Consider the following 23,614-nt stretch of genomic DNA (forward strand, 5'->3'; position numbering starts at 1 on the left):
GGCCGCGTATATCCTGCATTCGGCCCGGTGTGAGTAGTAGTCCGGCCGCCGCCAACGTCGTGGAGACCGCCGCAGTTTCCCCGGTGTCAGCGTGTCAGGCCGTCATGGCCGTGCGTTCTCTGACACGGATTATTGTAGATTATATCTGGACTACGCCGAATCCGGGCCTGTGGATACCGGTACATCGCTACAATACTGTATGAGTCCCTCAGCCGACACATATCGACTCACAGATAGCTACATCTCGTTGGGGTAGATCATCTTTTTCAGTCCCTCGTTGTTCTCCATCTGATCGAACGCGGTCTGGATCCCGCCGAGGTCGAACTCGTCGGTAATGAGCGCCTCCGTCTCGATCCGGCCGCCCTGTAGCAGTTTCACTGCACGCGAGAAGGTGTTCTGGGTGAGCGCGAACACGCCGACCATTTCGAGCTCCTGATAGTATAGCTCGAACGGGTCGATCTCGACGGTCTCGTCCTGTGGTGGCACGCCGAACACGACCGTCGTCCCACCGGGGGACGTTATCGAGTGTGCCTCTTCGATTGTCGTCGGAAGGCCGACGGCCTCGACGGCGACGTCGACCCGGTCGACCAGTTCGTCGACCTGGTCCTCGAGCGGCCGCTCCGTCGGATCGACGACGTGATCGGCTCCCAAGTCGGTCGCGAGCTCTCGGCGATCCTCTATCGGTTCGGAGACGATGACCGTGCCTGCACCGTCCGAACGGAACGCCTGGAGCAGGAGCAACCCGATCGGGCCGGCACCCACGATCACGACGCTGTCACCGGTCTCGATATCCGCCCGGTCGACGCCGTGAATGCAACACGCGAACGGTTCCGCGAAGGCGGCCTCTGAATACGAGAGGTCACCGATGTCCTGCAGACACTGTGCGGGTGCACGGAGATACTCCGCGAACGCGCCGTCGAGGATTTCGTCGCCCGCGCCGCCCATCGACACCGTGTCCTGACAGAGGTTGTGCTGGCCGTTCTTACAGAAGTCACATTCGCCGCAGGGAATCCCCGGGAAGATTGCGACCCGGTCACCCGGTTCGAAGTTCGTGACTGCATCGCCGGTGGCAACGACCTCCCCTGCGCTCTCGTGGCCGGGAACGACCGGAAAGTCGGCTGGGAATGTCCCGTGGTACAGGTGATAATCAGTCATACACACACCACAGGCCCCGATTTCCACGATTACGTCTTTATCGCCGGGTGTCGGGCGTTCTCGGTCCATAACTGTGACTTCTCTCTCGTCGGTTAGCACTGCGCTTCTCATTGGAAGATCGTGTACCTTATCGATTCGGCCAGTTATAAAGATACCGACGGGCGCTTACGGAAGATTCGTAAGCGGCGTGTAGGGATCCTCTCTACCTGGATGGTCGTGTCGATCATCGGACTCAGATTAGCTGCGCAAACTGACCGCAGATTCGGAGCACGGATCTGATATCCGACGAAAAGCATCCCCACCAGCCGAAGTCGTGTGGGGCCTGTCGGCATCACCGACTCTCAAGTGAGGTGGTGTCCGGACTGCGTAGTGGAGTTCCAGATGAAGAGACGGATTTCAGGCGGGTCAGTCCGAGGAACTGCTGACAGTCTGCATTCGCTCTTCGAGCGCAGTTTCGGCCTGTTCGTCGAGTTGGCGCTGGTGGATCGTCTCGCCGCTGGCGGGGTCGAACAGGTGTACGTCCCGGTCCGGAATCTCAACGTAGACGTGCTGGCCCTCGCTGATGGGGCGCTGGCCGTCCGTCTCGACGATGAAGGTCTGCTCGTGGCTCTGTGACCGCGCCTGAAGATAGACATAGGAGATGCTCCCCATCGGTTCGACGACGTCGACGACAGCCTCGAACTCGTGGCCCGAGTTCGCCCGGTCGTGGAGCGTCATGTCCTCCGGTCGGATCCCGAGGACGAGATCGTTGCGGCTCCCGGCTGCGGCCTGCATCCGCTCGGTCAGATCGAAGTCGAAGCCGTCCGCTCGGAGCGTTCCGCCGTCGACCGTCCCCTCGAAGAAGTTCATCGACGGCGAGCCGAGGAAGCCGGCGACGAACTGGTTGGCCGGTCGGTAGAAACACTCCAGCGGCGTCCCGACCTGCTGGAGTTCGCCGTAGTTGAGGATGACCAGCCGGTCGCCCATCGTCATCGCTTCCGTCTGGTCGTGGGTGACGTACAGCGTCGTCACGTCGAGATCGTTCTGGAGCCGGTTGATTTCAGTGCGCATCTCCGCCCGGAGCTTCGCGTCCAGGTTCGACAGCGGCTCGTCCATCAGGAACACGTTCGGGTCCCGGACGATGGCTCGACCGAGCGCAACACGCTGTTGCTGCCCGCCGGAGAGTTCGCCCGGTTTGTTGTCCAGCAACTCCCCGATGTCCATCATCTCCGCGGCCGAGGTAACTGTCTCTTCGATTTCGTCAGCGGACATGTCCGTGGACATCTTCAGGCCGAAGGACATGTTCTCCTCGACGGTCATGTTGGGGTACAGCGCGTAGTTCTGGAACACCATCGCGATGTCCCGAGCGCGCGGCCCGAGCTGATTGACGACTGAATCACCGATGTGGATGTCGCCTTCCGTCTGGGTTTCGAGTCCCGCGACGATGCGCATGAGCGTCGATTTCCCGCTCCCGGACGGCCCGACGAAGACGATGAACTCGCCGTCGTGGATATCCAGGGAGACGTCGTCGACCGCAACGATCGATTCCTCTTCGCCGCCGAACCGTTTCGTAACGTCGTCGATTGTGATCTTTGCCATTATTCTGCCTCCGGTGTGCGGCTAATTGAAGCTACCGCCGCAGGGGTGTAGTTTGCGTTCGATACATGATATTGCGCTGCGCTCATTCTTTGATCACCACACCGAAGCTGAGTCCGGCGGCGAGATACTTGTTGACCGCGATGAGGAAGACCACGACCGGGACGATCATCGCCGTCGAGGCGGCCGCCAGCATCCCCCACTCGATGGAGCGCGAGCCGATGAACGAGTAGACGAACAGCGTCACCGGCACGGCCTCGAAGCTCGTCAGCACGAGCCCGAACAGCAGCTCTATCCACGCGAAGATGAAGCTGATGATCGCCACCGAGAAGATCCCGGGCTTGGCCGCCGGCAGGACAACTTTCCGGATGCCCTGGAACTGTGTCGCCCCGTCGACGCGGGCCGCCTCTTCTAAGGTCTCGGGGATCCCGTCGAAGAACGCCTTCATCACCCAGACCACCAGCGAGAGGTTGATGCTGACGTACATCAGGATCATCCCGATCCGAGAGTCGAACAGATTCAGTGCCCGGAAAATGAAGAAGAACGGCAGCACGACTGCGATGGGCGGAAGCATCCGCGAGGAGAGGATCCACACGAGCACGTCCCGCTCCATGGGGATGTCGTACCGCGAGAGCACGTACGCAGCCGGTACGCCGATCAACAGCACGAGCACGACCGACGCCGACACCATAAACAGGCTGTTGGCGAACGCCGCGACGAACTCGCCTTGCTGTGCCAGCTGGATGTAGTTGTAGACGGTCGGCAGGAAGATCCAGTCCGGCGGCAGCGAGTTCGCCGTTCCGGGTGGTTTCAGCGACATCGAAGCGAGCCAGTACAGCGGGAACAGCACGATGAACGACCACGTCAGCAAGACGGTGTGGCGAACCACCGTGACGAGGGTTTCGCGTGTGTCCTTGTCGAGTCGCTGTGTGGCGGTCGCGGAGTCGCCGTCCGTCGTCGCCATCAGTCCCACACCCCCTCGAAGCCGATCTTCGCGATGACGATGTTCGCGATGGCGATGACGAAGACGAGATAGACGACGGCGATCGCCGCCGCCACCCCGATCTGGTTGTTGATGAACATCTGCTCGTAGATGTTGATACTCACCAACTGGGTGGCCGTGCCCGGCCCACCCTGCGTCAGTCCGTACACGACGCCGAACGTGCGGAACAGGTCGATCATCCGAATGAGCGTCGCGACGAACACGACCGGCTTCATGTAGGGAATGATGACGTGGACGTAGCGCCGCCACATCGGCGCACCATCGACCCGCGAGGCCTCGATAAGCGTCTTCGGCACCGACGAGAGCCCGGCGTAGAAGATGATGAACATGAACGGCGTCCAGTTCCACGTATCCAGCAGAATCACCGTCAACAGCGGGAACTCAGAGAGGAAGTTCGGCGCTGCGAACGGCGTCCCGGTGTTTATCACGTACGGGATGATACCGATCTCGGTGTTCAGCATGATCCGACCGATGGTCGCAAGCGAGACCGGCGCGACGGCCATCGGGATAATGAATAGAACCCGGTAAAACGACTTCATCCGGCCGGAGCCGACCCCAGCCACGAGCGCGGCCAAGACGAACCCGAGGGCGGTTTCGAGGGCCAACGCGCTGGCGACGACGGTGATCGTGATGACGAACGAGTGCAACGCCCCACCACGGGTAAACGCCGTCTCGAAGTTGCGCAGTCCGACAAATTCGGCTTCGAAGACGTTCAGCGTCGGCTCCGCGATCAGGCTGAGATACAGGTCGTAGGCACCGGGGAAGAAGGTGATGCTGACCATCACCACGACCATCGGTGCCATGAACCAGTACGGAAGGTACTCGTTCCAGAGGTCGCTCAGCCTGGCGAGTCCCTGCTTGTTTGTCGTTTCCGTTTGTGTTGGTGAGCTCATGATGTATGGAAAATTGATTCGGTGCGGAAATCTATTCTGGTTTCAGCCGCTGTAGATATCTTCCGCAGCCGCTGCGGCGTCCGTCATTGCGGCCTCGGCGGATTTCTGCCCGGAGATGGCTCGCTGGAGTTCCTCGGAGTACTGCTGGCCCCATTCGGGGTACTTGCGGTCGAAGGGGTCCGGCGCTGAGACCTGTAGGGATTCGAGCGAGGTCTGAGCGTACTCCTCGCCGACTTTCGAGCGGTAGTCGTCGTTCTCCCAGACGGACTGGCGCACCGAGAACACACCGCTGCTCTCTGTGTGCATCCAGAGATCCGTCGGCTGGGACGTCGCCCACAGCATGAACAGGAACCCCTGCTCGGAGTTCTGGGCGTTCTTCGACGTCGAAATCTGCCAGTTGAACGCGTTCGGGTTGAGCTCGCCACCTTCCGGCTTGGGCACCTTCGCGATGCCGACGGTGTCCTTGACGCTGGACTCGTCACTGGTCAGGCCGCCCCAGAACATGTTGGCGTCGGCGACGATGTGGCCGGCGCGACCCTCTTGCATGGTGGTGAGCACGTCGGACCACGTCTGAGAGGCCGTGCCCTCCGGACCGTAGTCCTGCAGCAGGCTCGTGTAATACTCTGCGGCCTCGATAACGCCCTGACTGTCGAGTCCGGAGTCGGTCGGGAACTCAGTCCAGAGCTCGGTTCCCTTCTGTCGAAGGAGCGTGTTCAGGATGTAGATGTTCATCCCGTAGCCTTTCTGCCCACGGCCAGCGGTCCCGACGATGTCGGACTCCTCCTCGTGGATGACCTTCGCGTTCTCACGGTGCTGTTGCCACGATTCGGCGACTTCCAGCCCGTGCTTGTCGTAGAGGTCTTTGCGGTAGAACTGGGTCTGGACCTCGACAGTGATAGGCAGCCCCGTCCAGTTGTCGCTGTAGCCACCACCGTGAGCCTGCCACCGCGACGACTCGAAGAGGTCGTCGGGCTTGTAGAAGCTCTCGTCATAGAGACTTCCGTCGTTGAAGTACGGATCGAGCGGCTGGAGCCACCCTTCCTCGCGGAACTGATTGACGACCTGGTCCATGAAGAAGACGTCGAACTGCCCGGCACCGGTGCTGGCGTCGGTCTGTCGCTTGGTTCGGAACTGGTTTTCCGGGAGAATATTCCAGTTGACTTCGATACCGGTGAGCTCCTCGAAAACGGGAATTGCGGGTTTGATCGCCTCTACCCACGGGTGCTGGACGGCACCGATGTTGATCGACGAACCTTCGAACTGCTGCCACTCGATGTCGGCACTGTCGTACTCGCTCAAGGGGATCGCCAGATCATCACCCGAGCTGCCGTCACTGCCGTCACCCGAGCTGCCATCACTCGAACTGCCACCCGAGCTGCCGTCACCCGAACCACCGTCACCGCCTCGTGTACATCCCGCAAGGGCAGCGAGAATTCCTGTACTTGCCGCACCAGACGCTTTCAAGAAGGTCCGTCGATTAGTGTCGTTGGGCATGTTTAACAGCCTCGTGCCAAATATTGCGACTATCATATTTAATCCTTTCCATCAATAGGTTTACTACGCTCTCAGAACCACCCAGAGCCGTCAACGATTGAGCAGCAGCCTGATTCTGTTCACTCAAAAGCGAGCCCTGAGGCAGTAGATTGAGGGAGTTATGCCTGAGATAACCGTCTTAGCGGGAATGGTCACTTGAGTGGTTTCACGCTTACCGGGTGCGAGTGTGATACCGAACAGCCAGGAAGAAGCCAAATACAGGTTTCGAGGGGCTTACTCGCGATCGCTTTCCTCGAATACGTCTTCGACGAGCTCTGTGTCGTCGAACAGGTCGCGGTAGTCGTCGGGCACACGTTCGTCGGTGATGAGGAGATCGATATCCTCGATCGACCCGAATCGGCGGAAACTCTGCTCGTCGAACTTCTCCGCGGTGGTGACGACGACAGTCCGCGCCGAGTGCTCGACGACGAGCTGTTTGATCTTTGCCTCGGACTCGTTCGGTGCCGACAACATGCCATCGGGCTCGATACCGTTGACGCCAATAAAGGCAAGGTCGAAGTTGGAGTTGCGGATGTAGTCCTCGGTCGTCGGCCCGACCAGCGCTTTGGTCTCGTTTCGGTACTCCCCACCGGTCATTTTCACCGTGCCGTCCGATTTCGACAGTTCGAGCACCAACATGGGGGAACTCGTGACGGCGATAGTCGAGTCATCGTCCGGGACCAGCTTCGCGACCTGCATCGTGGTCGTCCCGGCGTCGAAGTACACGACGTGCCCTTCGGAGATTTCCTCGGCGGCTCGGTCAGCGATCGCCTGTTTGCGTTCCAGATGCTGGATGAGGCGCCGATTGAACGACCGTTCGATGCCCACGTTCGTCATCGGGGCGACGCCGCCGTGCGTCCGTTCAACGAGATTTCGATCAGCGAGATTGCGGAGATCGCGTCGGATGGTCGATTCTGACACGTCGAGACGGGTAGCCAGTTCCTCGACCGAGAGACTCCCGTGTTTTGTAACTAACTCCGTGATGGACCGGCGGCGTTGTTCTGGGGTCGTCATGGGACAGCCCCCGAAGCCTCGTTCGTTCCGTGCACCGGGACGGTTTGCATGCCGAGGCGTAACGGCGACTCGTATTTAGTCTTCTCGCCCGCTTGTGACGGCGGCTGGCTCGGCTTCGTCCCACGCCTCCTCGACGGACGCGCCCTCGTGGACGATGTCCACGAGCGCGGAGACTGTTCGTTCCGGGTCCTCGGACTTCCAGATCGTGCGGCCGATCATCAATCCGCGTGCGCCCGCCTCCATCGACCCTTCGACGGACTCGAGCATCGCTCGGGTCGTGCCGGTAGCGGCTCCACCGAGAATCATCACGGGGACCGGCGAGTTCTCCACGAGTGGCTCGAACGATTCGACACTGCCCGTGTACGGCGCCTTGAGGATGTCAGCACCGAACTCCCAGCCCATTCGCATCGCATCAGCCACGTACTCGGCGTCCGTCTCCAGCTGGTCCGGAATCCGTTCGCCCCACATGACCGGTTCGACGACCAGCGGGATACCAGTGCCGCGAAGGTCCTCGGCGAGTTCGCCGATGTATTCGACGTTCTTCCGGAAGGTCTCGTTGTCGTCACGGCCGAACACGAGGACGACCTTGACTCCGACTGGGTCGAGTTCCTCGAGGAACTCCGCGTCGAAGGCCGGCGTCCAGAGGTCTTGGCCGTCGTCTCGGCCCGGGCTGGTCGACCACGTCACGACGTCTGCGGTGAGAACGACGTCAACGCCTGCTTCCTGGAGACGGTCCTGGTAGTGACGAGCGAAGTGCGGTCCGACGAGCACTGCGTCCGGCTGTCCGGCCAGCACTTTGTCGAGTGTCTCGTCCGGGTTGTGGAATCCGTCAGGCGATCCGAGGCTCAGTCCGTGATCTAGCGCTACAACGACTGCGTTCCCCGATGGAGTATCGAGGAGTTGCTCTGTACTCATAGGCTACGATTGACTCCTGTGGACCCATCTATATAACTATTCGCCTGGCGGGGATGACGATCATATCGTCCGCCATCCGCCATCGACCATCAGCACCTCGCCAGTCACGTACGAAGCGTCGTCACTTGCGAGATAGAGGGCGGCACCGGCGACGTCCTCCGGCGTGCCCGCACGGCCGGCGGGAACCGGTTTGATGAGGTCGTCCTTCGCCGCGGCTTCGGGAGCGTCCTCGGACCAGCCGTCGATGAACTCGGTTGCGATCTGTCCGGGGCCGATCGCGTTCACTCGGATGTCGTGGTCTGCGAGTTCAAGTGCTGCACCGCGGGTGATCATCTTCACTGCGGCTTTCGTCGAGTCGTACTGTATCTGATCGCGCTGGGCCACGAACGAACTGATTGAAGCCGTGTTGACGATTGCGCCCTCGGTTCCGCGGTCGATCATGTCCTGCGCCGCGGCCTGACAGCCGAAGAACACTCCTTTCGCGTTGACCTGGTGTATCTTTTCGAACTCGGATTCGCTGACTTCCAGGAGACTCCCACCGATGAACAGTCCTGCATTGTTGACCATCACGTCGACACCACCGTACTCTCCGGCGTGATCGACGACTGCACGGACCTCGTCGGCATTCGAGACATCTGTCTGAACGAACTCAGCCGTCCCGCCCTGCTCTCGAATGTATTCGTGTGTTGGGGTGTCAGCGTCCTTGGGCTCAGACTCGATGTCTGCGTTGAGAACCGTCGCTCCTGCGTCCGCGAATCTGGTGGCGATTTCCCGTCCGATTCCGGAGGTCGCGCCTGTGACCACGACGGTGTCCCCGTCGAAATCTGTGCTGTAGTCTGGCATCGTCACTCACTCTGTCAGGGTACATGTTAAAGATTTGGGGGGCAGGGTGGGCGAACAACTCCGTGAAACGGAACTCTCGTTTCCAATCATTTCTTGCTGATTATCATTAATTAGCATTCTAAATGGGTGAATACACTACGGGGATCAAGCATTGGTAATGCTTAGCAATGCCTGAAACGGCCGTCTCAGCCGAATTAGGCATCAATGATTCTCTGGATCTGTGAAATCTTTTGCTTTTTTGTTATCTAATTTAACTGATATTCTGCAGGATTAAGTACAAGCTCTGCCTATTTTGTCCAAACCGTTCTCAGTAGTCAACGGAGTGAATGAAAGATTTCCTCACGCGGTTCCAGGACAGTTCACACTCTCTTTCGGTTCGTTGACCTGAGCCACGCACGCGGGAAATAAAGTCACGAGGTCACGACGATATTCTTGAGGATATTAATAACATGCGTACGTCTGTTATTTTTTGAGGCACTTTCCGAACGCCACCACCTGCGCTCTGACTCGATCCACTGAAAATATTCTCCACTGACCAGCTGAATCAGGATAGTCTAACAGATGTACAAGTGTGATATGGACCACTACGTTTACCAGTGTACGTTGGTCCACAAGAACGGATACACTCGTCGTGCTGAATCGATGTCTCCGAAAGTTCGGGTTCGGCGGAGGTAACAGTCGGAGAGGTAGTTATAACGCGTTTTTGTCCAAATTTAGTTCCAAATATAACCAAAATGCAGTTTTTCTTCACAATATATCCCTATATTTGGCATTGTGTATTTTTACTGCTTTTTCTGAACTCATATTTGCCTTTTTTCTATATATCTATCTTCTATACATGCGGAGTTTACTTCAAAATAGAAAGGATAGCATCAGATATGTGGATTCGATACTTGCGTACGATAGTCTCTACGGGCCGCAGGCAGAGCAAGCCGACGACGACACAGTCGTCGCAAAGTCGGTCCCAGGGCACAGTGGTGGCGGTCCAAACAGTACGGATCGTTCACGGATCGGTTGCTACAGGAATGTCAGCGATCCCGCTGGAATCGAGTGCCGGTCTCACGCGTCTCCGGCACCTGCACCGCCCACGACGAGTGTCGGAACATCCGTCAGTCTGACCACGCGTTCTGTCGTGCTTCCGGCGGTGGCGATGCGTGAGAATCCGGTACGACCCTGCGTTCCCATGACGATGAGATCGACCTCGTAGTCGGTGGCGGCGTCGACGATCTCCTCACTGGGCGTCCCTCGTCGCAAGTGGCGTTCGACGCGGACGCCGCGCTCCTCGCCCAGTGCACCCACCGCGTCCAGCACCTCCTCACCGGTTGCTTCCTGTTTCTCGACAGCAAAGTCCCAGTGGCCGCTCGGCCCTGCCTTTTCAACGACGAACAGCGAATGGATCATTGCGCCGAACTGTTCGGCGAGAGTCATCGCGTGTTCGGCAGCCAAGACGCTGTGGTCGCTCCCATCGGTCGGAACGAGGATACTATCGTACATGCAATCCTCAGCGCCCGCCACAAGGATAAGTATGTACCAGAGAGCGGATGCGATTCGGCCCGCTGTGGCTGGCACTCTTCGTTGCCAACCCCATCTATCTCATCTACTGGTTGGCCACAGAGTCACAATCGAACGGAAGCACCGAGGATAGCGCACTCGCTGCCCGCCAAGACCGGTACATCAGCGGCGAGATCGACGACGTAGAGCACGTGACGGACCGCGTCATGAGCTTGCAGGCTCAAGTCCGTGAGTTTCAGCCTCTCCAGGCGCGACTGTACCATCGATCGACAGTAGAATTCGGTCGTACATTCGTCGGGTTTCGAACGCGGGTGCGTTGAATCCGGCTTCCAATTCCCACCGGGTAAGTTGCTGCTTGCGTCTCCTAGCCACGGTACCCCAGTAATCGGAGCCCGTTCAGCGAGACGAGCACCGTCGACCCTTCGTGGCCGACAACAGCCAGAGGTAACGGAATCCCACGGAGCAGGATGGTACCGACCATGAGCGCGATTGCCCCGAACGCGATGGCGAGATTAACGGTGAGTGTCCGGCGGGTCTTGCGGCCGAGACCGAGGACGTATGGGATCTTGCTGAGGTCGTCGCCCATCAATACCACGTCGGCAGTGTCGAGCGCGACGTCGGTTCCAGCGCCACCCATCGCGATGCCGAGTGTCGCAGTCGCCAGCGCCGGCGCGTCGTTGACGCCGTCGCCGACCATCGCCACGTTCTCGTGACGATCGACCAGTTCCTCGATAGTTGCCACCTTCGCCTCCGGCAGCAGTTCCGCCTGCACTTCGTCGATACCGACCTCCGCTGCGATTCGCTCGGCGACGCGCTGGTTATCGCCCGTCAGCATGACGATGTGCTCTACGCCGAGCGTCCGCAGGCCCTCGATCATCTTGGCAGCGCCGGGCCGGAGAGTGTCGGTAAAGGCGAGCCACCCCAGAACAGTGACCCCGTCGCCATTCTCTCGGGCGACGATGACGCTCGTTTTCCCCTCCGACTCTAGCGACTGGAGCCGGTCGAGGCCGGGGTCGAGCCCCTCGATCACCGCGTCTTCGAGGACCGTCCCGAAATAACTCCGGTTTCCGATATGGATGGTACTGTCATCGACGTCAGCTCGGACGCCTTTTCCCGCAGCTGACTGAAACCGCTGAGCGGCGGGAGCGTCGAGTGATCGTTCTTCCGCCGCCACGACAGTCGCTCGAGCGAGGTGATGCTCCGAACGGGCTTGTACTGCGGCTGCGAGCGAGAGCAGCCCGTCCTCAGTCAGCGCCCCGTCTGCCGTCTCGCGGACGGAGACGTCCGTCAACTGCGTATCACCCTGCGTAAGCGTTCCCGTCTTGTCGAAGGCGACGGCGTCGATGTTCGCTGCCGCCTCGACGTGCTCGCCGCCCTTGAACAGGACGCCCTGCCTGCCGCCGGAGGCGATTGCCGACAGGACCGCTGCGGGCGTCGAGATGATGACCGCACACGGCGAGGCAGCCACCATGAGCGTCATCGCTCGATAGAACGTACTGGTGAACTCGCCGCCAAGTGCGAGCGGGATCGCAATCGCTGCGATCGTGAGCCCGAACACGCCGAGGACGTACGGTTGTTCGAGGCGGTCGATGAGCCGTTGTGTCGGCGCCTTCTCGCTCTGGGCGCGTTCGACCATGTGGATGAGGCGGCTGATCGCCGACTCGTGGGCCTGCCGCGTGACTTCGATTTCGAGGCTGCCGCTCTCGTTGATCGTCCCACCGAACACTTCGTCACCCGGCTCTTTCGGTACGGGGATGGATTCGCCGGTCAGCGATGCCTGATCGACCGTCCCCTCGCCGGACGTGACGACCCCGTCGAGCGGAATTTTGTCGCCGGGACGGACGACGAACACGTCACCGACGGCGACGTCGTCGATAGGAACAGTGACTTCCTCACCGTCACGGAGGACCTGTGCCTCGTCGGGCCGCATCTCGACGAGGGACTTGATCGCCCGGCGCGAGCGGCCAATCGCGTAGTGTTGGAGCGTATTCGACAGCGAAAACAGGAAGAGGAGCATCGCGCCCTCGAACGGAGCGCCAATCGAGAGCGCGCCAAGCGCCGCAACGATCATCAGCAAGTCGATGTCGACTGCGCCATGGCGGAGTGTCTCGATCGCGCCTTTGAGGCCGTACCAGCCGCCGAAGGCGTACGCGACACCGTAACCAGACCACATGAGAAGCGACGGGCCGTTGAGCCACCCCGTCACCAAGCCGGTGACCATCCCGAGCAGCGTTAGCCCGACGAACACCGCTTCCCGTCGGAGTTCCGAGCGGGTGCTCATGTCGTCCGTTGCCGTCTCGTGGTCATCTTGGATCGAGACGTCTCGATCGCGGACTGCATCTCGAATTGTTTCCTCAGATGTAACTTCCTCGTCGTAGGTGATCCGAGCGCTCCCCGTCCGGAAGGAGACATCGACGTCGTGGACACCGGAAATATCCTGGAGGTGTCGTTCGAGCGCCCGCGCACCCGCTTCGCCACGACCACCTCGTCGTTCGATGGGGACCGTACACGTCGATGGTGGGGAGGATTCAGTAACGGCCACGTTCTCGGTACCTATACTCTGATGAGGGTTTACGTTTTAGGAACACCTGTCCGTCTCCGTCCGGTTGCACACGAGGCCGACTTCTTGAGTCCTCAGAGATCCCGGGCGTCTGCTTGCAGTGATACGGTCGGGTCATCCGATGATCGTCACTGGAATCCGTGCTCGACGGGTCACTGTCTCGGCAACGCTCCCGAGAAGTGCACGGTCGATCCCTGCGCGGCCGTGACTGCCCATAACGATCTGGTCGATACCGTGGTCGTCAGCGTATTCGAGAATCGCTCGTGCGGGTTTCCCGGTTTCTGTGACAGTTTTGAGGTCGATGCCGTTCTCTACCGCGAGATCCTCTGCCGTCGTGTGGATGTTCGCTGCGAGTTCTTGGGCGTTGTTGTACCAGTCCTCAGCGACTGGTAAGCCGCCAGCCTCCACGTCGATAACCGAGTCGACCGGATCGATGACGTAGATGGCAGTGAGGGATGCGTCGGAAAAGTTCTCGATAGCATACGAAAGCGCGCGCTCAGAAAGCGGCGACCCATCGAAGGCGACGAGAACGTTATCAGGCATACAACTAGAATTCAATGCGGTCCGAGAAGAATGTACTGCCGGGAACACCGCAGCTGAGAGTGTATGTAAAGCCACGGGTCACCCGACCCGGGTTCGTTTACGCCGTTTTTATCCCGATCATGACCAGCTTCGGACTGAGCCTTGATGTCTCACCGCCTTCACTAATAGGACCGATGGAGACTGGGGCTGTTCTGTAGATTCGAATCTCTTCTCGAAAGTCGAGAGACACGATTCGGTCACCAGACGGTGGGCGTGTACTCGAACGTGAGATCATCAACGACCGCAGGCGGAAGGCCGATATCGGAGAACATCTGTCGGAACACCTCCCGATACTCGTCTTCGGGGATTTCCTCCTGAGGCGGAAGTTCGATCCTGAGGTTGAACCCACCGAGTCGGTCGAGCTTGGTTGTATAGGTGTGTTCCCCACGGCTGTGGATGACCTTCATGCTCTGGACGACGAAATCGATGGTCGCGAATCGGGTTCCATCGCGGGCGAAGGTCACTTCGTACCAGCCATCCCCGTGGGTTTCTGATCCACGACGCTCAGTCGCCTCGTCGGTCAGCGATTCATATGTCCGGGAAAACGCCGGCTCTTCCGTGATCTCGACCGATGGAATGTCCGTGCTGTCGTTGATTGCGTCCTTGAGCAGCTCGACGTACTCGCGTGCCCGAGCATCCCCCATCTCGAAGGTGAGGGTCAATCGCGGCACTAACCAGTCTTCGGGTGGCAAACTCGTGATATCGAAATCGCCGCTCATGGAGCTGTCATCGAAGACTGATGCTGTCACTGGCTCGTCTCCGGCCGCGAACCAGAGTTCGAGGAAGATCGGTTGTGTATAGAAGAACGTCGTGCCCATCACCCGGTAGTCTGGACCGAACCGGTCGTCGAGGTCAGGGAGACCAGCAGGATGGTACCCGCTCTCCGGGTCTTTCGTTCCGACGTAGTATGGCTCGTCAACGGTGTATCCTGCATCCCGGGCTGCGTCCATGACAGCGTCATAATCGACATCGAGTGACGGCCCGTACGCATGATAGTACGCGGAGTTAGCGCCCATTCCGAACGGCAGTCCCTGGCAGCCGGCGAGCGCGGTACTGGTCGCGATGGACAGTGTCGTTCCGACCGTTTTCAAGAAGCGACGACGGGAATGCTCATCCGCGTCGACTTGGTTGGCTCGTGGCGTCGGCATCTATCCGAGTGTTTTGTTCGTCTGCTGTGTTCGCCGCCCGGAAAGGGCGCCCCCGATAGCACCGCCTACTGCCCCGACGATCACGAGTAAAACCGCGCTCGCGGCGATAATCGCGACGATACTATCCAACATGCCGAGTCCGAATCCACGTGCCCACGGACCGAGGACGACTGCTGCGGGGAATGCGGGGAGAACGGGGCCCAATATCTGGAGCACGACCCCGAGAAGGGCGAGAAGTACTCCCATGAGTGCGCCTGCACGGGCACCCTCTCCCAGACCGGCTCGGTGGAAGTATCCCGCAACGCCGCCGCCAAGCAACGGTGCGATGAACGACACGAACGGCAGAAAACCCGAGATAATCGAGACGACCGCGCCGAGAAGTGCGCTTCGGGCCGCTCGTTGTATTTGCATGGTAGGTGATAGATGGCCACCCACGATAAAATATGAGGGAGATACTACCCCACAGGAATCATCGAAGGCTAGCACATTCGCTGTAGGCCGTTGCCGACAATTACACACTATGAGAGACGTTTGACGGACTCGTCGGCTATGGATCGGTTTGGCTGCTGTTGTCAGTACGGTAGCCGGCACAGCCTTCGTGATTCGATGCCGTCGAGTATCGAACCGTATTCGCAACTACGTATCCCAGGTACGGGCTCGCAGTCAACCTAAGCAGCCAACCAACGGTGTGCGGTGGATCTGTATTGGGGTTGAAACGGATCCATCGTCTCGTCGACGCGTGTAGCCGAGGGGTCTATTTGGCTCTCCGTCACGTGCAGTTCCCCATGGAGCACGTCGAATACGTATACACCAGCGGAATGACCGAGTCCGATATCGAGTATCATCTCCGAGCAGGCGAACACGGTGTTCTCGGATTGGCAGCGGACAACGAAGCGTACGCGATTCCACTGAGCTATCACTACGACGGCGACCGGATCCTTCTTCGAGTGAGCGAGCACGACGACAACAGTGAGAAGGGCAGATTCCTCAAGGCGACCGAGACTGCCACGTTCGTGTGTTACGAGGCATCAACGGACGAGTCGTGGAGTGTCCACGTTCGCGGGCCGATCCAGAAATGGGACGGTGATGTCGATGAGACGACGCTCAACGAGTGGTTTCAGCCGTTCCGGCTCTTCGACGAAGCAGTCGAGAGCGTCGGATTCTCCCTCTATTACCTCGGGATGGAGACCGTTATCGGCCGAAAAACGGTCGAGTAGTCAGCTCACCAAAGGCCGGTGAGAGACGCTTTGCTATCCGTGGCCGGCGGTTTGATTGATAGGTGCGCGTCTCACGAGTGATATCGAGGGAACTGATCGACCGAAGGCTGCCCATCACGCCGAAGTCAGCATAGATCTTGTCGGGACACTTGTACCACCGTCCGACCCGTACTCCGAGACCTGCTCTTAGAAATCGAAGATGTTGAGAACTGGCCGACCTGTTCTGCGTCGAAGGGAAGGGTGACTACGCTCACCTACTCGCTAGCACACGGGCTGGCAGATCAGGAAATCCGAGTGAATACCATCCACTCGGGCAGTATCGAGACGAAAATCGTCGGCGACCAGGCGATCAGTCCGGAGCAGGTCGCGGCGTTGCTCGAGGAGATCCCTCCCCGACGGTACGGACAGCCCGAGGAGATCCGCGGGGCTGCAGTATTCCTCGCGAGTGAGTTGGCGAGTTACGCGACTGGTGAGTCACTCGTCGTCGACGAGGGTTGGACCAGCTGGCGTTGAAACCGATCCAAGCAGGCTATGAGGGGCTCATCTCTCACGTTTCATTCCTCAGCAGAGTGGGCTGGTTGACGCATTCGCCAGCTCACCTTGTGGAGTTCCATCGCTGTTAGGAGAATCAGGGCGATACCGACAAGGGTGACCCAAACACCGATATCAACGGGGGCCGTCCCGAGCACGAGTTGTGCCGGGGGGAAGTAGAGAGCACCGAGGTGGATCAGGAAGGCCCCCGCAGCACCGACAAGGAGGATCGGGCTCTTCCACGGCGGCATTCGGAAGACCGACCGGGTTTCTGAACGCGTGTTCCCCAAGTGGACGTTCTCGAACAGCACCATCAGGAGCAGCAGTGCGTTCCGCGCCGCCGGTACATCCCACCCGCTGTCAAGCAGCCACCGAAAGGTGAGGAGGCCGGTAATTCCCATCACGACGGCAGCGACGACCGTTCGTTCGATCATGAGTTGGTTAAAGATGCGTTCGGTCGGAGAGCGCGGAGGTCGCTTAAGCACATCATCTTCCTTCGGTTCGAACGCGAGCGCGACGTCCTGAATGCCGTTTGTGACGAGGTTCAGCCAGAGGAGCTGGACGGGTAGTAACGGGAGTGGCAAGCCCGCAGCGAGACTGAGCAAGACAAGTACGGCCTCTGCGCCGCCGGTCGAGATGAGCAGATAGATCACCTTTCGGATATTGTCGTATGCGACCCGCCCCTGCTCGATGCCAGCGACGATCGTCGCGAAGTTGTCGTCTGAAATGATGAGTTCGGCTGCATCCCGGGCCACATCGGTTCCTTCCTGCCCCATCGCGATCCCGATGTTTGCGATGCGAAGTGCGGGGGCGTCGTTGACCCCGTCGCCCGTGACGGCGACAAAGTGTCCCGCCTGTTGCGCGGCGCTCACGATATCGAGCTTCTGATCCGGAGAGACACGGGCGAAAACACGAGTCCGTTCGACCGCAGCAGCGAGTTCCTCAGGCGTAAAGTCAGCGAGGTCAGCCCCCGTCAGGACTTCCTCGCGACTGGACGCTAACCCGAGTTCTCGGGCGATCGAAAGCGCCGTCTCGGGGTGATCGCCGGTCACCATCGAGACAGAGATTCCCGCCTGCTGTGCGGACGCAATCGCGTTTCGTACACCGGGGCGGAGCGGGTCAACCATCCCGACGAACCCGAGAAACGTGAGCCCCGTCGGATCAGCTGGCACCTCCTCGGCGGTGATATCCGCATCGACCGTGCCCTCGGCGAGCGCAAGCACGCGATAGCCCTCTTTCGCCATCTCCGTGGCCATGTCAAGCACCTCCTGGCGAGTCCCATCATCGGACCACGTACACATCTCTAGGACTCGCTCGGGTGCACCCTTGGCGAAGACACGTGACTCGCCGTCGGTCGTATGGAACGTCGCAGCGAATCGACGTTCCGGTTCGAAGGGGATCTGATTGGATTGCGGGAGAGCAGCGAGTTCGGATTCGCGGTCACGGCCAGCTTTTCGAGCGAACGACAAGAGCGCGACATCGGTCGGATCACCGCTCCACGCCCACTCTCCATCACGTCGATGGATACTCCCCTCGTTACACAGTGCGGCCGCCCGCGCGAGGCGAGCGAGATCGTCAGCGATATCAGGGTCGGGCTGGCTCCCGTCCTGCAGGATCGTCCCGTCAGGGGTGTATCCAGCGCCGGTTACGTCTAGCGGCGTTCCGTCCGGGAGTTTGAGTTGCCGAACAGTCAGTTCGTTCTCGGTCAGTGTGCCGGTCTTGTCCGTCGCAATCATCGTACAACTCCCCAGGCCCTCGACGGCGACGAGTTGCCGAACGATAACGCCGACCCGCACCATCCGGTTGGCCGCGACGCCGAGCGCGACGGTCATAGCGACTGGGAGACCCTCGGGGATCGCAGACACGGCGAGGGCCACAGCAAACAGGAACATCTCGACGGTGCCGAAGCCACGGACGAGAACCCCTAGCAGCGCAGCGGCGACCGCCGCGAAAAGAACCACGATGGCGACGAGCCGGGTGAATCGCTCCATCCGGACCACCAGCGGTGGATTGCCGCCCTCGACGGCCGACACGTCACGAGCAAGACGGCCGATCACCGTTTCGGAGCCGGTTTCAACGACGAGACCACGTCCTCGACCTCGGGTGACGGTTGTACCGGCGAAGGCCATGTTACGGCGATCCCCGAGCGGGGCGTTTTCCTCACCCCGCCAGTTGGGGTCTTTCAGGACCGGAGCGGATTCGCCGGTCAACGCCGATTCGTCGATTCCGAGGTTCGTCCCCGACGTCAATCGGATATCCGCAGGGACTCGATCGCCCGACTCCAGCAGAACCACATCGCCAGGGACGATGTCTTCGCCGTCGACATCGACCGTCTCGCTGTCGCGGAAGACAGTCCCCCTGGTCCGAAGCAGCTGCTGCAATGCACGACTACTCCGTTCAGCCTGGAACTCCTGTGTGCCGCCGACAATCGCGTTAACGACCAGAACGAGCGCGATAAACCCAGCATCCGTGGTTTCCCCGACACCGATGGAGATGACCGCCGCCACAGCGAGGATGTAGATGAGTGGGCTCCGAAACTGTCGAAGGAAGATGAGCCATGCTGGGGTTGGCTTCCTTTGCGGGAGTCGATTCGGCCCGTGTTCCGCCAGCCTGGTTGCGGCTTCCTCGGAAGAGAGCCCCGAACGATCACCTGCTAATCGAGAGTATACCGCCTCAAGGGACTCTGTGTGCCATGACGTGTCCTCTTCAGTGGCGGCGGTCATACCCAATTTCCTTGTGTTTTGACAACTCTGGGCGATAGTATATACGTTCGCATGCTCGGCGACAAGATCGCAATCGCTACAGGGGGGTTGACAGGCATCGGGGAAGCGATCTTGCTACAGCGAACAATGCTGGGATCGAGCGGGGAAGGGCGGGTGAAGAGATGACTCAAGGATTGGAACGACGTCAGTCAGATTCATCTCACTGCTCCGAGAGGTACCCTCGGTCGACAGCTATACTCCCGTCGTCTGTTCCGCCTACGTGACTAACGAGACGGGGCAGGGTGACAGTGAGTTCGAAAGAGGGGATGTGAATGGAAGCACGGCAGCGGTAGCGATCGTCGACGCGGCCCTCGAAGGCTGGCGAGCACGTTCGTAGGACCAGTGCTGCTCAGTCGTCGGGAATCACACCTGGCGGAGACCCCGTTGCGGGCGCCGGCGGTTCGTGGGTGCCGAACTCCGGATGGGTCTCCTCCATCCAGATGTACACGATAGCACCCGAGAGGAACATCAAGAGGGCGGTCATGTAGAACGCGGCCTCGACGTTGATGAACTCCATCGAGAGACCGATCAGGATCGCGCCGACGGCGTACCCCGAATCCCGCCACATCCGGTAGACGCCCATGCCGGCCGAGCGCCAGGTCGGGTGGGCGGCGTCACTGGGCACGGTCATCAGGTTCGGGTACAGCAGCGCCATTCCCAGCCCGGAGACGGCGGCCAGCACGGCCCACGGGAGGTGCCCCTCGACGAACACCATCCCGAGCACGCCGCCACCGGCGAGGAACATGCCCGCAATAACCGGCGGACGGCGGCCGATGCGGTCCGCGAGTCCGCCGGTCCCGATCTGTGAGAAATACATCGCGCTGTGGATCCCTACGACCAGCCCGACAGCGTCGATGGGCAACCCCTGGCTCGTCAGATACAGCGGGACGGCGATCCAGAACAGCGTGTCCACGAAGTTCTCGATGTGGCCAGCTTGCGCGGCGGCGAACAGCGTCCTGTCGCCGTAGGTCGCCCGCTTGAGAACCTCGTTGAACGGGAGGTTCGCGTCGTGGTGATCGTCGTCGCCCTCAGCCTGGGCGTACTGGACAGTTTCCTTGATCAGGAAGATCGAGATCAGAAACGCCAACACGACGACGACGGCGAGGAAGTAGAACGGTTCGGGGCGAAGGTTGGTCTGTGCAGCGATGACGCCAGTGATCCACGCACCGGCGGCGACGCCCGTGTAGCCAAACGCCTCGTCAATACCGACGGCGAGTCCTCGCTGGTCGGGTCCCGCGAGGTCGATTTTCGCGTTGATAGCCATGCTCCAGGTCAGCGCCTGGTTGACGCCCAGCAGGATGTTACCGACGGTGATCCAGCCCCAGCTGGGCGCGAAAATGAGGATAACGGGCAGCGGGAGTGCCGTCGCCCACCCAGCGATGAGCACCGGCTTGCGGCCGTACTCCTCACCCCATTTGCCAGCGTAGAGGTTGAGTACCGCCTTCACGAACCCGAAGGAGACGACGAACGAGCCGATGACCAGGAAGGACTCGACGCCGAGCACGTCCTCGCCCAGCACCGGCACGACAGCGCGTTCGGAGCCGATCGTCAGCCCGGTCGCAAAGACCAGCAGGATGTGCAGTGAGAACTGTCCCAGATGTTTGCGGATACCCTGCTGGAGGTCAGTTGCCGTACTCATGGATCACTCGGCGGCGCAGTTGTTCGGCCCCAGTTCCAGGTCGGCCAGCTCCGTCTCGGCGACCGATTCCCGCCCGACGTTGACCCGCTTGACCCGCTCGAAGTTCGGCGGATGGTCTGGGATATCGGAGGCAAGCGTCTCGACGAACTCCTCGCGACCGCGCTGGAGGTCCTCGTATCGAACTTTGACCTCACCCAACGTCGCCGTCACCGGTGGGTCGGGCGATCCGGGATCGTGTGCGGGGAGGACGCTGACGTCCTCCGGGTAGTCGAGTAGTCGCTGGAGACTCTCGTAGAGCGTGGCGGCGTTGTCCTCGACGTCGGAGTCTTCGAGCCCGGCTTCGACGCCGAGTTCGACACGCCCGACGCTGTCGTGGAACAGCGTATCGCCGGTGAGCAGCGCCTTCCCACCTACGTCGAAGGAGACACTACCCTCACTGTGGCCCGGTGTGTGGATGACCTCGATATCGACGTTACCGACCGTGACTGTCTGCTCGTCCTCAAGCGGGGTCGCGTCAACGTCGAGCGCGTCCGCCGGATGGAGATAGTACGGAACATCGTGACGGGCTGCCAGGTCTCGGCTGCCCGAGACGTGGTCAGCGTGCGCGTGGGTATCCAGCGTGGCTACGAGGTCGGCATCGTGGTCGTCGACGACCGCCTCGTACTCGTCGAGGTACTGAGAAGCGTCGAAGACGGCGGCCTTCCCGTCGGAGATGAGTACGTGAGAGAGACACCCCTTGCCCGGCCGGGCGATCTGGAGCAGCTCGCCGTCGATATCGACCTGAATCCGAGCCCATCGATGGACACGGCTCCAGCCGCTCATCCCGTCCTCGAGGGTGACGGCGTCGTACCCCAACTCTGTCAGTACGTCCGTCGCGGTCTGGGAGACGACCCCCTCGGTGCATACAGTCACAACCTCATCGTGGTCGGGAAGCTCCTCCAGTGAGTCCGTCGCAGTATCTGGGTCCTCGACGAGGTTGTCGTAAACGTCGATGTTCGTACTGCCCGGTATGTGCCACTCCTCGAAGTCCTCGCGATGGCGGATGTCGAGGACGAGAACATCCGATTGGTCAGTCTGTAACCGTTTGCTCAATTCGTCTGGCGCAATCTCTGACATCAGTGGATAACCCTAAAAGGGGTGTTTGGTTATAGGCACTGCCGGACATGACCTGCACCGTTAATTTCGATGAGTCCTAAATCGGAGTATGAGCCTTCACGAGGCATCACTTCGGGTAAAACACGAGTGTCCGTATCGATCGATATCGGAGCGACACCCTGGTCTCACTATCCGGGAGTGGCCGCTGAGCGACTGCCAAGTCCTGGAAATCACGTCGGAGGAAACGCCGACGGACAGGTTACTGGAGGATATCGACCAACTGGGGACAGTCCTTCACGAGTCCGTTGACGAATCAGGGTTTCACCTCGTCACGCAGTCCTGTCTCTGCTCGCTGGAGGAATCGATCATCGACCGGTTCGAGGAACACAACTGTCTCTACCAGTCACCGACTATCTACCGCCAGGGTTGGGAACATTACACGGTTATCGCGTTCGACGAGAGCGACATCCAGGCGCTCCTCGGGGATTTGCGTGCGGACCGCGACATTGAACTCCTCTCGAAGACGGCGATCGAAGAGAAACAGATTCCACACAGTATGCTGACGCCGGTCGATCAACTGTTCGACGACCTCACTGACCGTCAGCGAGGGGCCCTCGAACTCGCACTTGAGGGCGGCTATTACGAGCAACCACGGGGGACTTCACTCCGTGATCTTGCCAGTCAGACGTCCGTCTCGAAGTCGACGTTCGAAGAACACCTCCGAAAGGCCGAGAATAAGTTGCTCACAAACACGGGCCGGTTCCTGCGGTTGGTGACCGCAACTGCGACAGCGAATCCACTCCAACCAGAACAGGCCGGCGTTCCCGAGCAACGGCCAGACTGAAACCGAGCGCTCACTGACACTCGTCGACCACCTGCTGATCGCCGTTGTGTGGGTACTTCCGGTGAGCGACCGTTGGACTGCCCTACCTTCGCAGGCTCCTGTGACTAGTTCCATCCCAGAATCCCCCTGCGGGTACGGTCGTTTCGACAGTTTATCTCCATGGCCACTGGCGAACCCGGAGCGGGACACGCCCCCGACGGGCGCGGACTACCGACACGACTGGGATGGATCTGTATCGGCTGTGGCGTGAGCGGCCGTGGCCGCCGATCCGAGGGCAGTTTTTGCCGTATCGTGCGTGCATTTGTGCGAACTGTACACAAGTCTTATAACCGCGTAGCGGCTACAGAACGGTGATAACGATGCCAGATTCGATGTCTGAACAACTCCGGCAGGACATGCAGTGCGAAGGGCTGTTGGAGTGTTTCCATGGCCTCAAAGAACTCGACAAGGAATGCTTCCGGGCGCTCGTCGAAGCCGAGGAACCGCTGACCGTCGACGAGCTCGCCGACGCAGTCGACCGTGAACGCTCGACCGCGTATCGCGCCGTCCAGCGGCTACTCCAGACGGGTTTTATCGAGAAGGACCAGATCAACTACGACCAGGGTGGCTACTACCACGTCTACTCGCCGACGGACCCCTCACAGATCGCAGACGAGATGCAGCGAATGCTCAACGACTGGTACGCGAAGATGGGCCAACTGATTCAGGAGTTCGAGAACAAGTACGAACAGTCCGAGTCCGCAACCACTCCCGTCGATAGCTAACGCGGCCGTCTTCTCTGTATCAGACGCAG

At 60.1% G+C, this 23,614-nt stretch carries 20 protein-coding genes; 4 read left to right on the top strand and 16 right to left on the bottom strand.

The window, feature by feature from the left end:
• Positions 1–237: 237 nt before the first annotated feature.
• The 13 genes from ACY9XZ_RS15740 to ACY9XZ_RS15800 all read right to left on the bottom strand — a co-directional run bounded on the left by ACY9XZ_RS15740 (position 238) and on the right by ACY9XZ_RS15800 (position 15,144).
• Positions 238–1,266, bottom strand: a complete 1,029-nt coding sequence (locus ACY9XZ_RS15740; RefSeq protein WP_463457967.1) for a zinc-dependent alcohol dehydrogenase family protein — start codon at positions 1,264–1,266, stop codon at positions 238–240.
• 294 nt (positions 1,267–1,560) lie between these two features.
• Entirely contained in the window at positions 1,561–2,733 is a 1,173-nt protein-coding gene (locus ACY9XZ_RS15745) for an ABC transporter ATP-binding protein (protein ID WP_463457968.1), read from the bottom strand.
• Positions 2,734–2,815: 82 nt separating this feature from the next.
• Positions 2,816–3,694, bottom strand: coding sequence for a carbohydrate ABC transporter permease (locus ACY9XZ_RS15750; RefSeq protein ID WP_463457969.1), 879 nt, complete (start codon positions 3,692–3,694; stop codon positions 2,816–2,818).
• Positions 3,694–4,626 (bottom strand): carbohydrate ABC transporter permease, encoded by a 933-nt coding sequence (locus tag ACY9XZ_RS15755; RefSeq protein WP_463457970.1) that lies wholly within the window; start codon positions 4,624–4,626, stop codon positions 3,694–3,696. The genes ACY9XZ_RS15750 and ACY9XZ_RS15755 overlap by 1 nt, the downstream gene beginning before the upstream one ends.
• Before the next feature lie 42 nt (positions 4,627–4,668).
• Positions 4,669–6,120 (bottom strand): substrate-binding domain-containing protein, encoded by a 1,452-nt coding sequence (locus tag ACY9XZ_RS15760; protein WP_463457971.1) that lies wholly within the window; start codon positions 6,118–6,120, stop codon positions 4,669–4,671.
• Between the two features lie 273 nt (positions 6,121–6,393).
• Positions 6,394–7,173, bottom strand: coding sequence for an HTH-type transcriptional regulator GlpR (gene glpR, locus ACY9XZ_RS15765; RefSeq protein ID WP_463457972.1), 780 nt, complete (start codon positions 7,171–7,173; stop codon positions 6,394–6,396).
• Between the two features lie 75 nt (positions 7,174–7,248).
• Positions 7,249–8,088 carry a class I fructose-bisphosphate aldolase gene (locus ACY9XZ_RS15770; RefSeq protein ID WP_463457973.1) on the bottom strand — a complete coding sequence of 280 codons (840 nt, stop codon included), beginning with the start codon at positions 8,086–8,088 and terminating at the stop codon, positions 7,249–7,251.
• Between the two features lie 60 nt (positions 8,089–8,148).
• A complete protein-coding gene (locus ACY9XZ_RS15775) occupies positions 8,149–8,931 on the bottom strand; it encodes an SDR family NAD(P)-dependent oxidoreductase (RefSeq protein WP_463457974.1) in 783 nt (260 codons plus the stop codon).
• Positions 8,932–9,990: 1,059 nt separating this feature from the next.
• Positions 9,991–10,425, bottom strand: coding sequence for a universal stress protein (locus ACY9XZ_RS15780; RefSeq protein WP_463457975.1), 435 nt, complete (start codon positions 10,423–10,425; stop codon positions 9,991–9,993).
• 382 nt (positions 10,426–10,807) lie between these two features.
• Entirely contained in the window at positions 10,808–12,985 is a 2,178-nt protein-coding gene (locus tag ACY9XZ_RS15785) for a heavy metal translocating P-type ATPase (RefSeq protein ID WP_463457976.1), read from the bottom strand.
• Positions 12,986–13,117: 132 nt separating this feature from the next.
• On the bottom strand, positions 13,118–13,546 hold the full coding sequence (locus ACY9XZ_RS15790) for a universal stress protein (protein ID WP_463457977.1): 429 nt from the start codon (positions 13,544–13,546) through the stop codon (positions 13,118–13,120).
• Positions 13,547–13,782: 236 nt separating this feature from the next.
• Positions 13,783–14,733 carry a hypothetical protein gene (locus ACY9XZ_RS15795; RefSeq protein ID WP_463457978.1) on the bottom strand — a complete coding sequence of 317 codons (951 nt, stop codon included), beginning with the start codon at positions 14,731–14,733 and terminating at the stop codon, positions 13,783–13,785.
• Positions 14,734–15,144, bottom strand: a complete 411-nt coding sequence (locus tag ACY9XZ_RS15800) for a DUF5518 domain-containing protein (protein ID WP_463457979.1) — start codon at positions 15,142–15,144, stop codon at positions 14,734–14,736.
• A 374-nt stretch (positions 15,145–15,518) separates the two neighbouring features.
• Between ACY9XZ_RS15800 and ACY9XZ_RS15805 the strand changes: the two genes are divergently transcribed.
• Together ACY9XZ_RS15805 and ACY9XZ_RS15810 are read left to right on the top strand one after the other, a co-directional pair.
• A complete protein-coding gene (locus tag ACY9XZ_RS15805) occupies positions 15,519–15,950 on the top strand; it encodes a pyridoxamine 5'-phosphate oxidase family protein (RefSeq protein WP_463457980.1) in 432 nt (143 codons plus the stop codon).
• Positions 15,951–16,190: 240 nt separating this feature from the next.
• The gene (locus ACY9XZ_RS15810) at positions 16,191–16,463 is read left to right on the top strand and encodes an SDR family NAD(P)-dependent oxidoreductase (RefSeq protein ID WP_463457981.1); all 273 of its coding nucleotides are present in this window, start codon (positions 16,191–16,193) and stop codon (positions 16,461–16,463) included.
• 41 nt (positions 16,464–16,504) lie between these two features.
• Here the strand turns inward: ACY9XZ_RS15810 and ACY9XZ_RS15815 are convergent, their stop codons facing one another.
• The 3 genes from ACY9XZ_RS15815 to ACY9XZ_RS15825 all read right to left on the bottom strand — a co-directional run bounded on the left by ACY9XZ_RS15815 (position 16,505) and on the right by ACY9XZ_RS15825 (position 21,998).
• The gene (locus ACY9XZ_RS15815) at positions 16,505–19,204 is read right to left on the bottom strand and encodes a cation-translocating P-type ATPase (protein ID WP_463457982.1); all 2,700 of its coding nucleotides are present in this window, start codon (positions 19,202–19,204) and stop codon (positions 16,505–16,507) included.
• A gap of 388 nt (positions 19,205–19,592) precedes the next feature.
• Positions 19,593–20,882 carry an MFS transporter gene (locus ACY9XZ_RS15820; protein ID WP_463457983.1) on the bottom strand — a complete coding sequence of 430 codons (1,290 nt, stop codon included), beginning with the start codon at positions 20,880–20,882 and terminating at the stop codon, positions 19,593–19,595.
• Between the two features lie 3 nt (positions 20,883–20,885).
• Positions 20,886–21,998 (bottom strand): MBL fold metallo-hydrolase, encoded by a 1,113-nt coding sequence (locus ACY9XZ_RS15825; protein WP_463457984.1) that lies wholly within the window; start codon positions 21,996–21,998, stop codon positions 20,886–20,888.
• Positions 21,999–22,086: 88 nt separating this feature from the next.
• Between ACY9XZ_RS15825 and ACY9XZ_RS15830 the strand changes: the two genes are divergently transcribed.
• Complete coding sequence (locus ACY9XZ_RS15830) at positions 22,087–22,821, top strand: helix-turn-helix domain-containing protein (protein ID WP_463457985.1); 735 nt, start codon at positions 22,087–22,089, stop codon at positions 22,819–22,821.
• A gap of 359 nt (positions 22,822–23,180) precedes the next feature.
• Positions 23,181–23,585, top strand: a complete 405-nt coding sequence (locus ACY9XZ_RS15835) for a helix-turn-helix domain-containing protein (RefSeq protein WP_463457986.1) — start codon at positions 23,181–23,183, stop codon at positions 23,583–23,585.
• Positions 23,586–23,614: the final 29 nt, after the last annotated feature.

Source organism: Haloarcula sp. HT12, from assembly GCF_055271655.1.

Coding starts and splice junctions, on each gene's coding strand:
- ACY9XZ_RS15815 (WP_463457982.1), bottom strand. CDS start 19,204: ATGACCGCCGCCACTGAAGAGGACACGTCATGGCACACAGAGTCCCTT.
- ACY9XZ_RS15770 (WP_463457973.1), bottom strand. CDS start 8,088: ATGAGTACAGAGCAACTCCTCGATACTCCATCGGGGAACGCAGTCGTT.
- ACY9XZ_RS15805 (WP_463457980.1), top strand. CDS start 15,519: ATGGAGCACGTCGAATACGTATACACCAGCGGAATGACCGAGTCCGAT.
- ACY9XZ_RS15760 (WP_463457971.1), bottom strand. CDS start 6,120: ATGCCCAACGACACTAATCGACGGACCTTCTTGAAAGCGTCTGGTGCG.
- ACY9XZ_RS15740 (WP_463457967.1), bottom strand. CDS start 1,266: ATGAGAAGCGCAGTGCTAACCGACGAGAGAGAAGTCACAGTTATGGAC.
- ACY9XZ_RS15795 (WP_463457978.1), bottom strand. CDS start 14,733: ATGCCGACGCCACGAGCCAACCAAGTCGACGCGGATGAGCATTCCCGT.
- ACY9XZ_RS15745 (WP_463457968.1), bottom strand. CDS start 2,733: ATGGCAAAGATCACAATCGACGACGTTACGAAACGGTTCGGCGGCGAA.
- ACY9XZ_RS15780 (WP_463457975.1), bottom strand. CDS start 10,425: ATGTACGATAGTATCCTCGTTCCGACCGATGGGAGCGACCACAGCGTC.
- ACY9XZ_RS15755 (WP_463457970.1), bottom strand. CDS start 4,626: ATGAGCTCACCAACACAAACGGAAACGACAAACAAGCAGGGACTCGCC.
- ACY9XZ_RS15825 (WP_463457984.1), bottom strand. CDS start 21,998: ATGTCAGAGATTGCGCCAGACGAATTGAGCAAACGGTTACAGACTGAC.
- ACY9XZ_RS15790 (WP_463457977.1), bottom strand. CDS start 13,546: ATGCCTGATAACGTTCTCGTCGCCTTCGATGGGTCGCCGCTTTCTGAG.
- ACY9XZ_RS15775 (WP_463457974.1), bottom strand. CDS start 8,931: ATGCCAGACTACAGCACAGATTTCGACGGGGACACCGTCGTGGTCACA.
- glpR (WP_463457972.1), bottom strand. CDS start 7,173: ATGACGACCCCAGAACAACGCCGCCGGTCCATCACGGAGTTAGTTACA.
- ACY9XZ_RS15800 (WP_463457979.1), bottom strand. CDS start 15,144: ATGCAAATACAACGAGCGGCCCGAAGCGCACTTCTCGGCGCGGTCGTC.
- ACY9XZ_RS15835 (WP_463457986.1), top strand. CDS start 23,181: ATGCCAGATTCGATGTCTGAACAACTCCGGCAGGACATGCAGTGCGAA.
- ACY9XZ_RS15820 (WP_463457983.1), bottom strand. CDS start 20,882: ATGAGTACGGCAACTGACCTCCAGCAGGGTATCCGCAAACATCTGGGA.
- ACY9XZ_RS15750 (WP_463457969.1), bottom strand. CDS start 3,694: ATGGCGACGACGGACGGCGACTCCGCGACCGCCACACAGCGACTCGAC.
- ACY9XZ_RS15830 (WP_463457985.1), top strand. CDS start 22,087: ATGAGCCTTCACGAGGCATCACTTCGGGTAAAACACGAGTGTCCGTAT.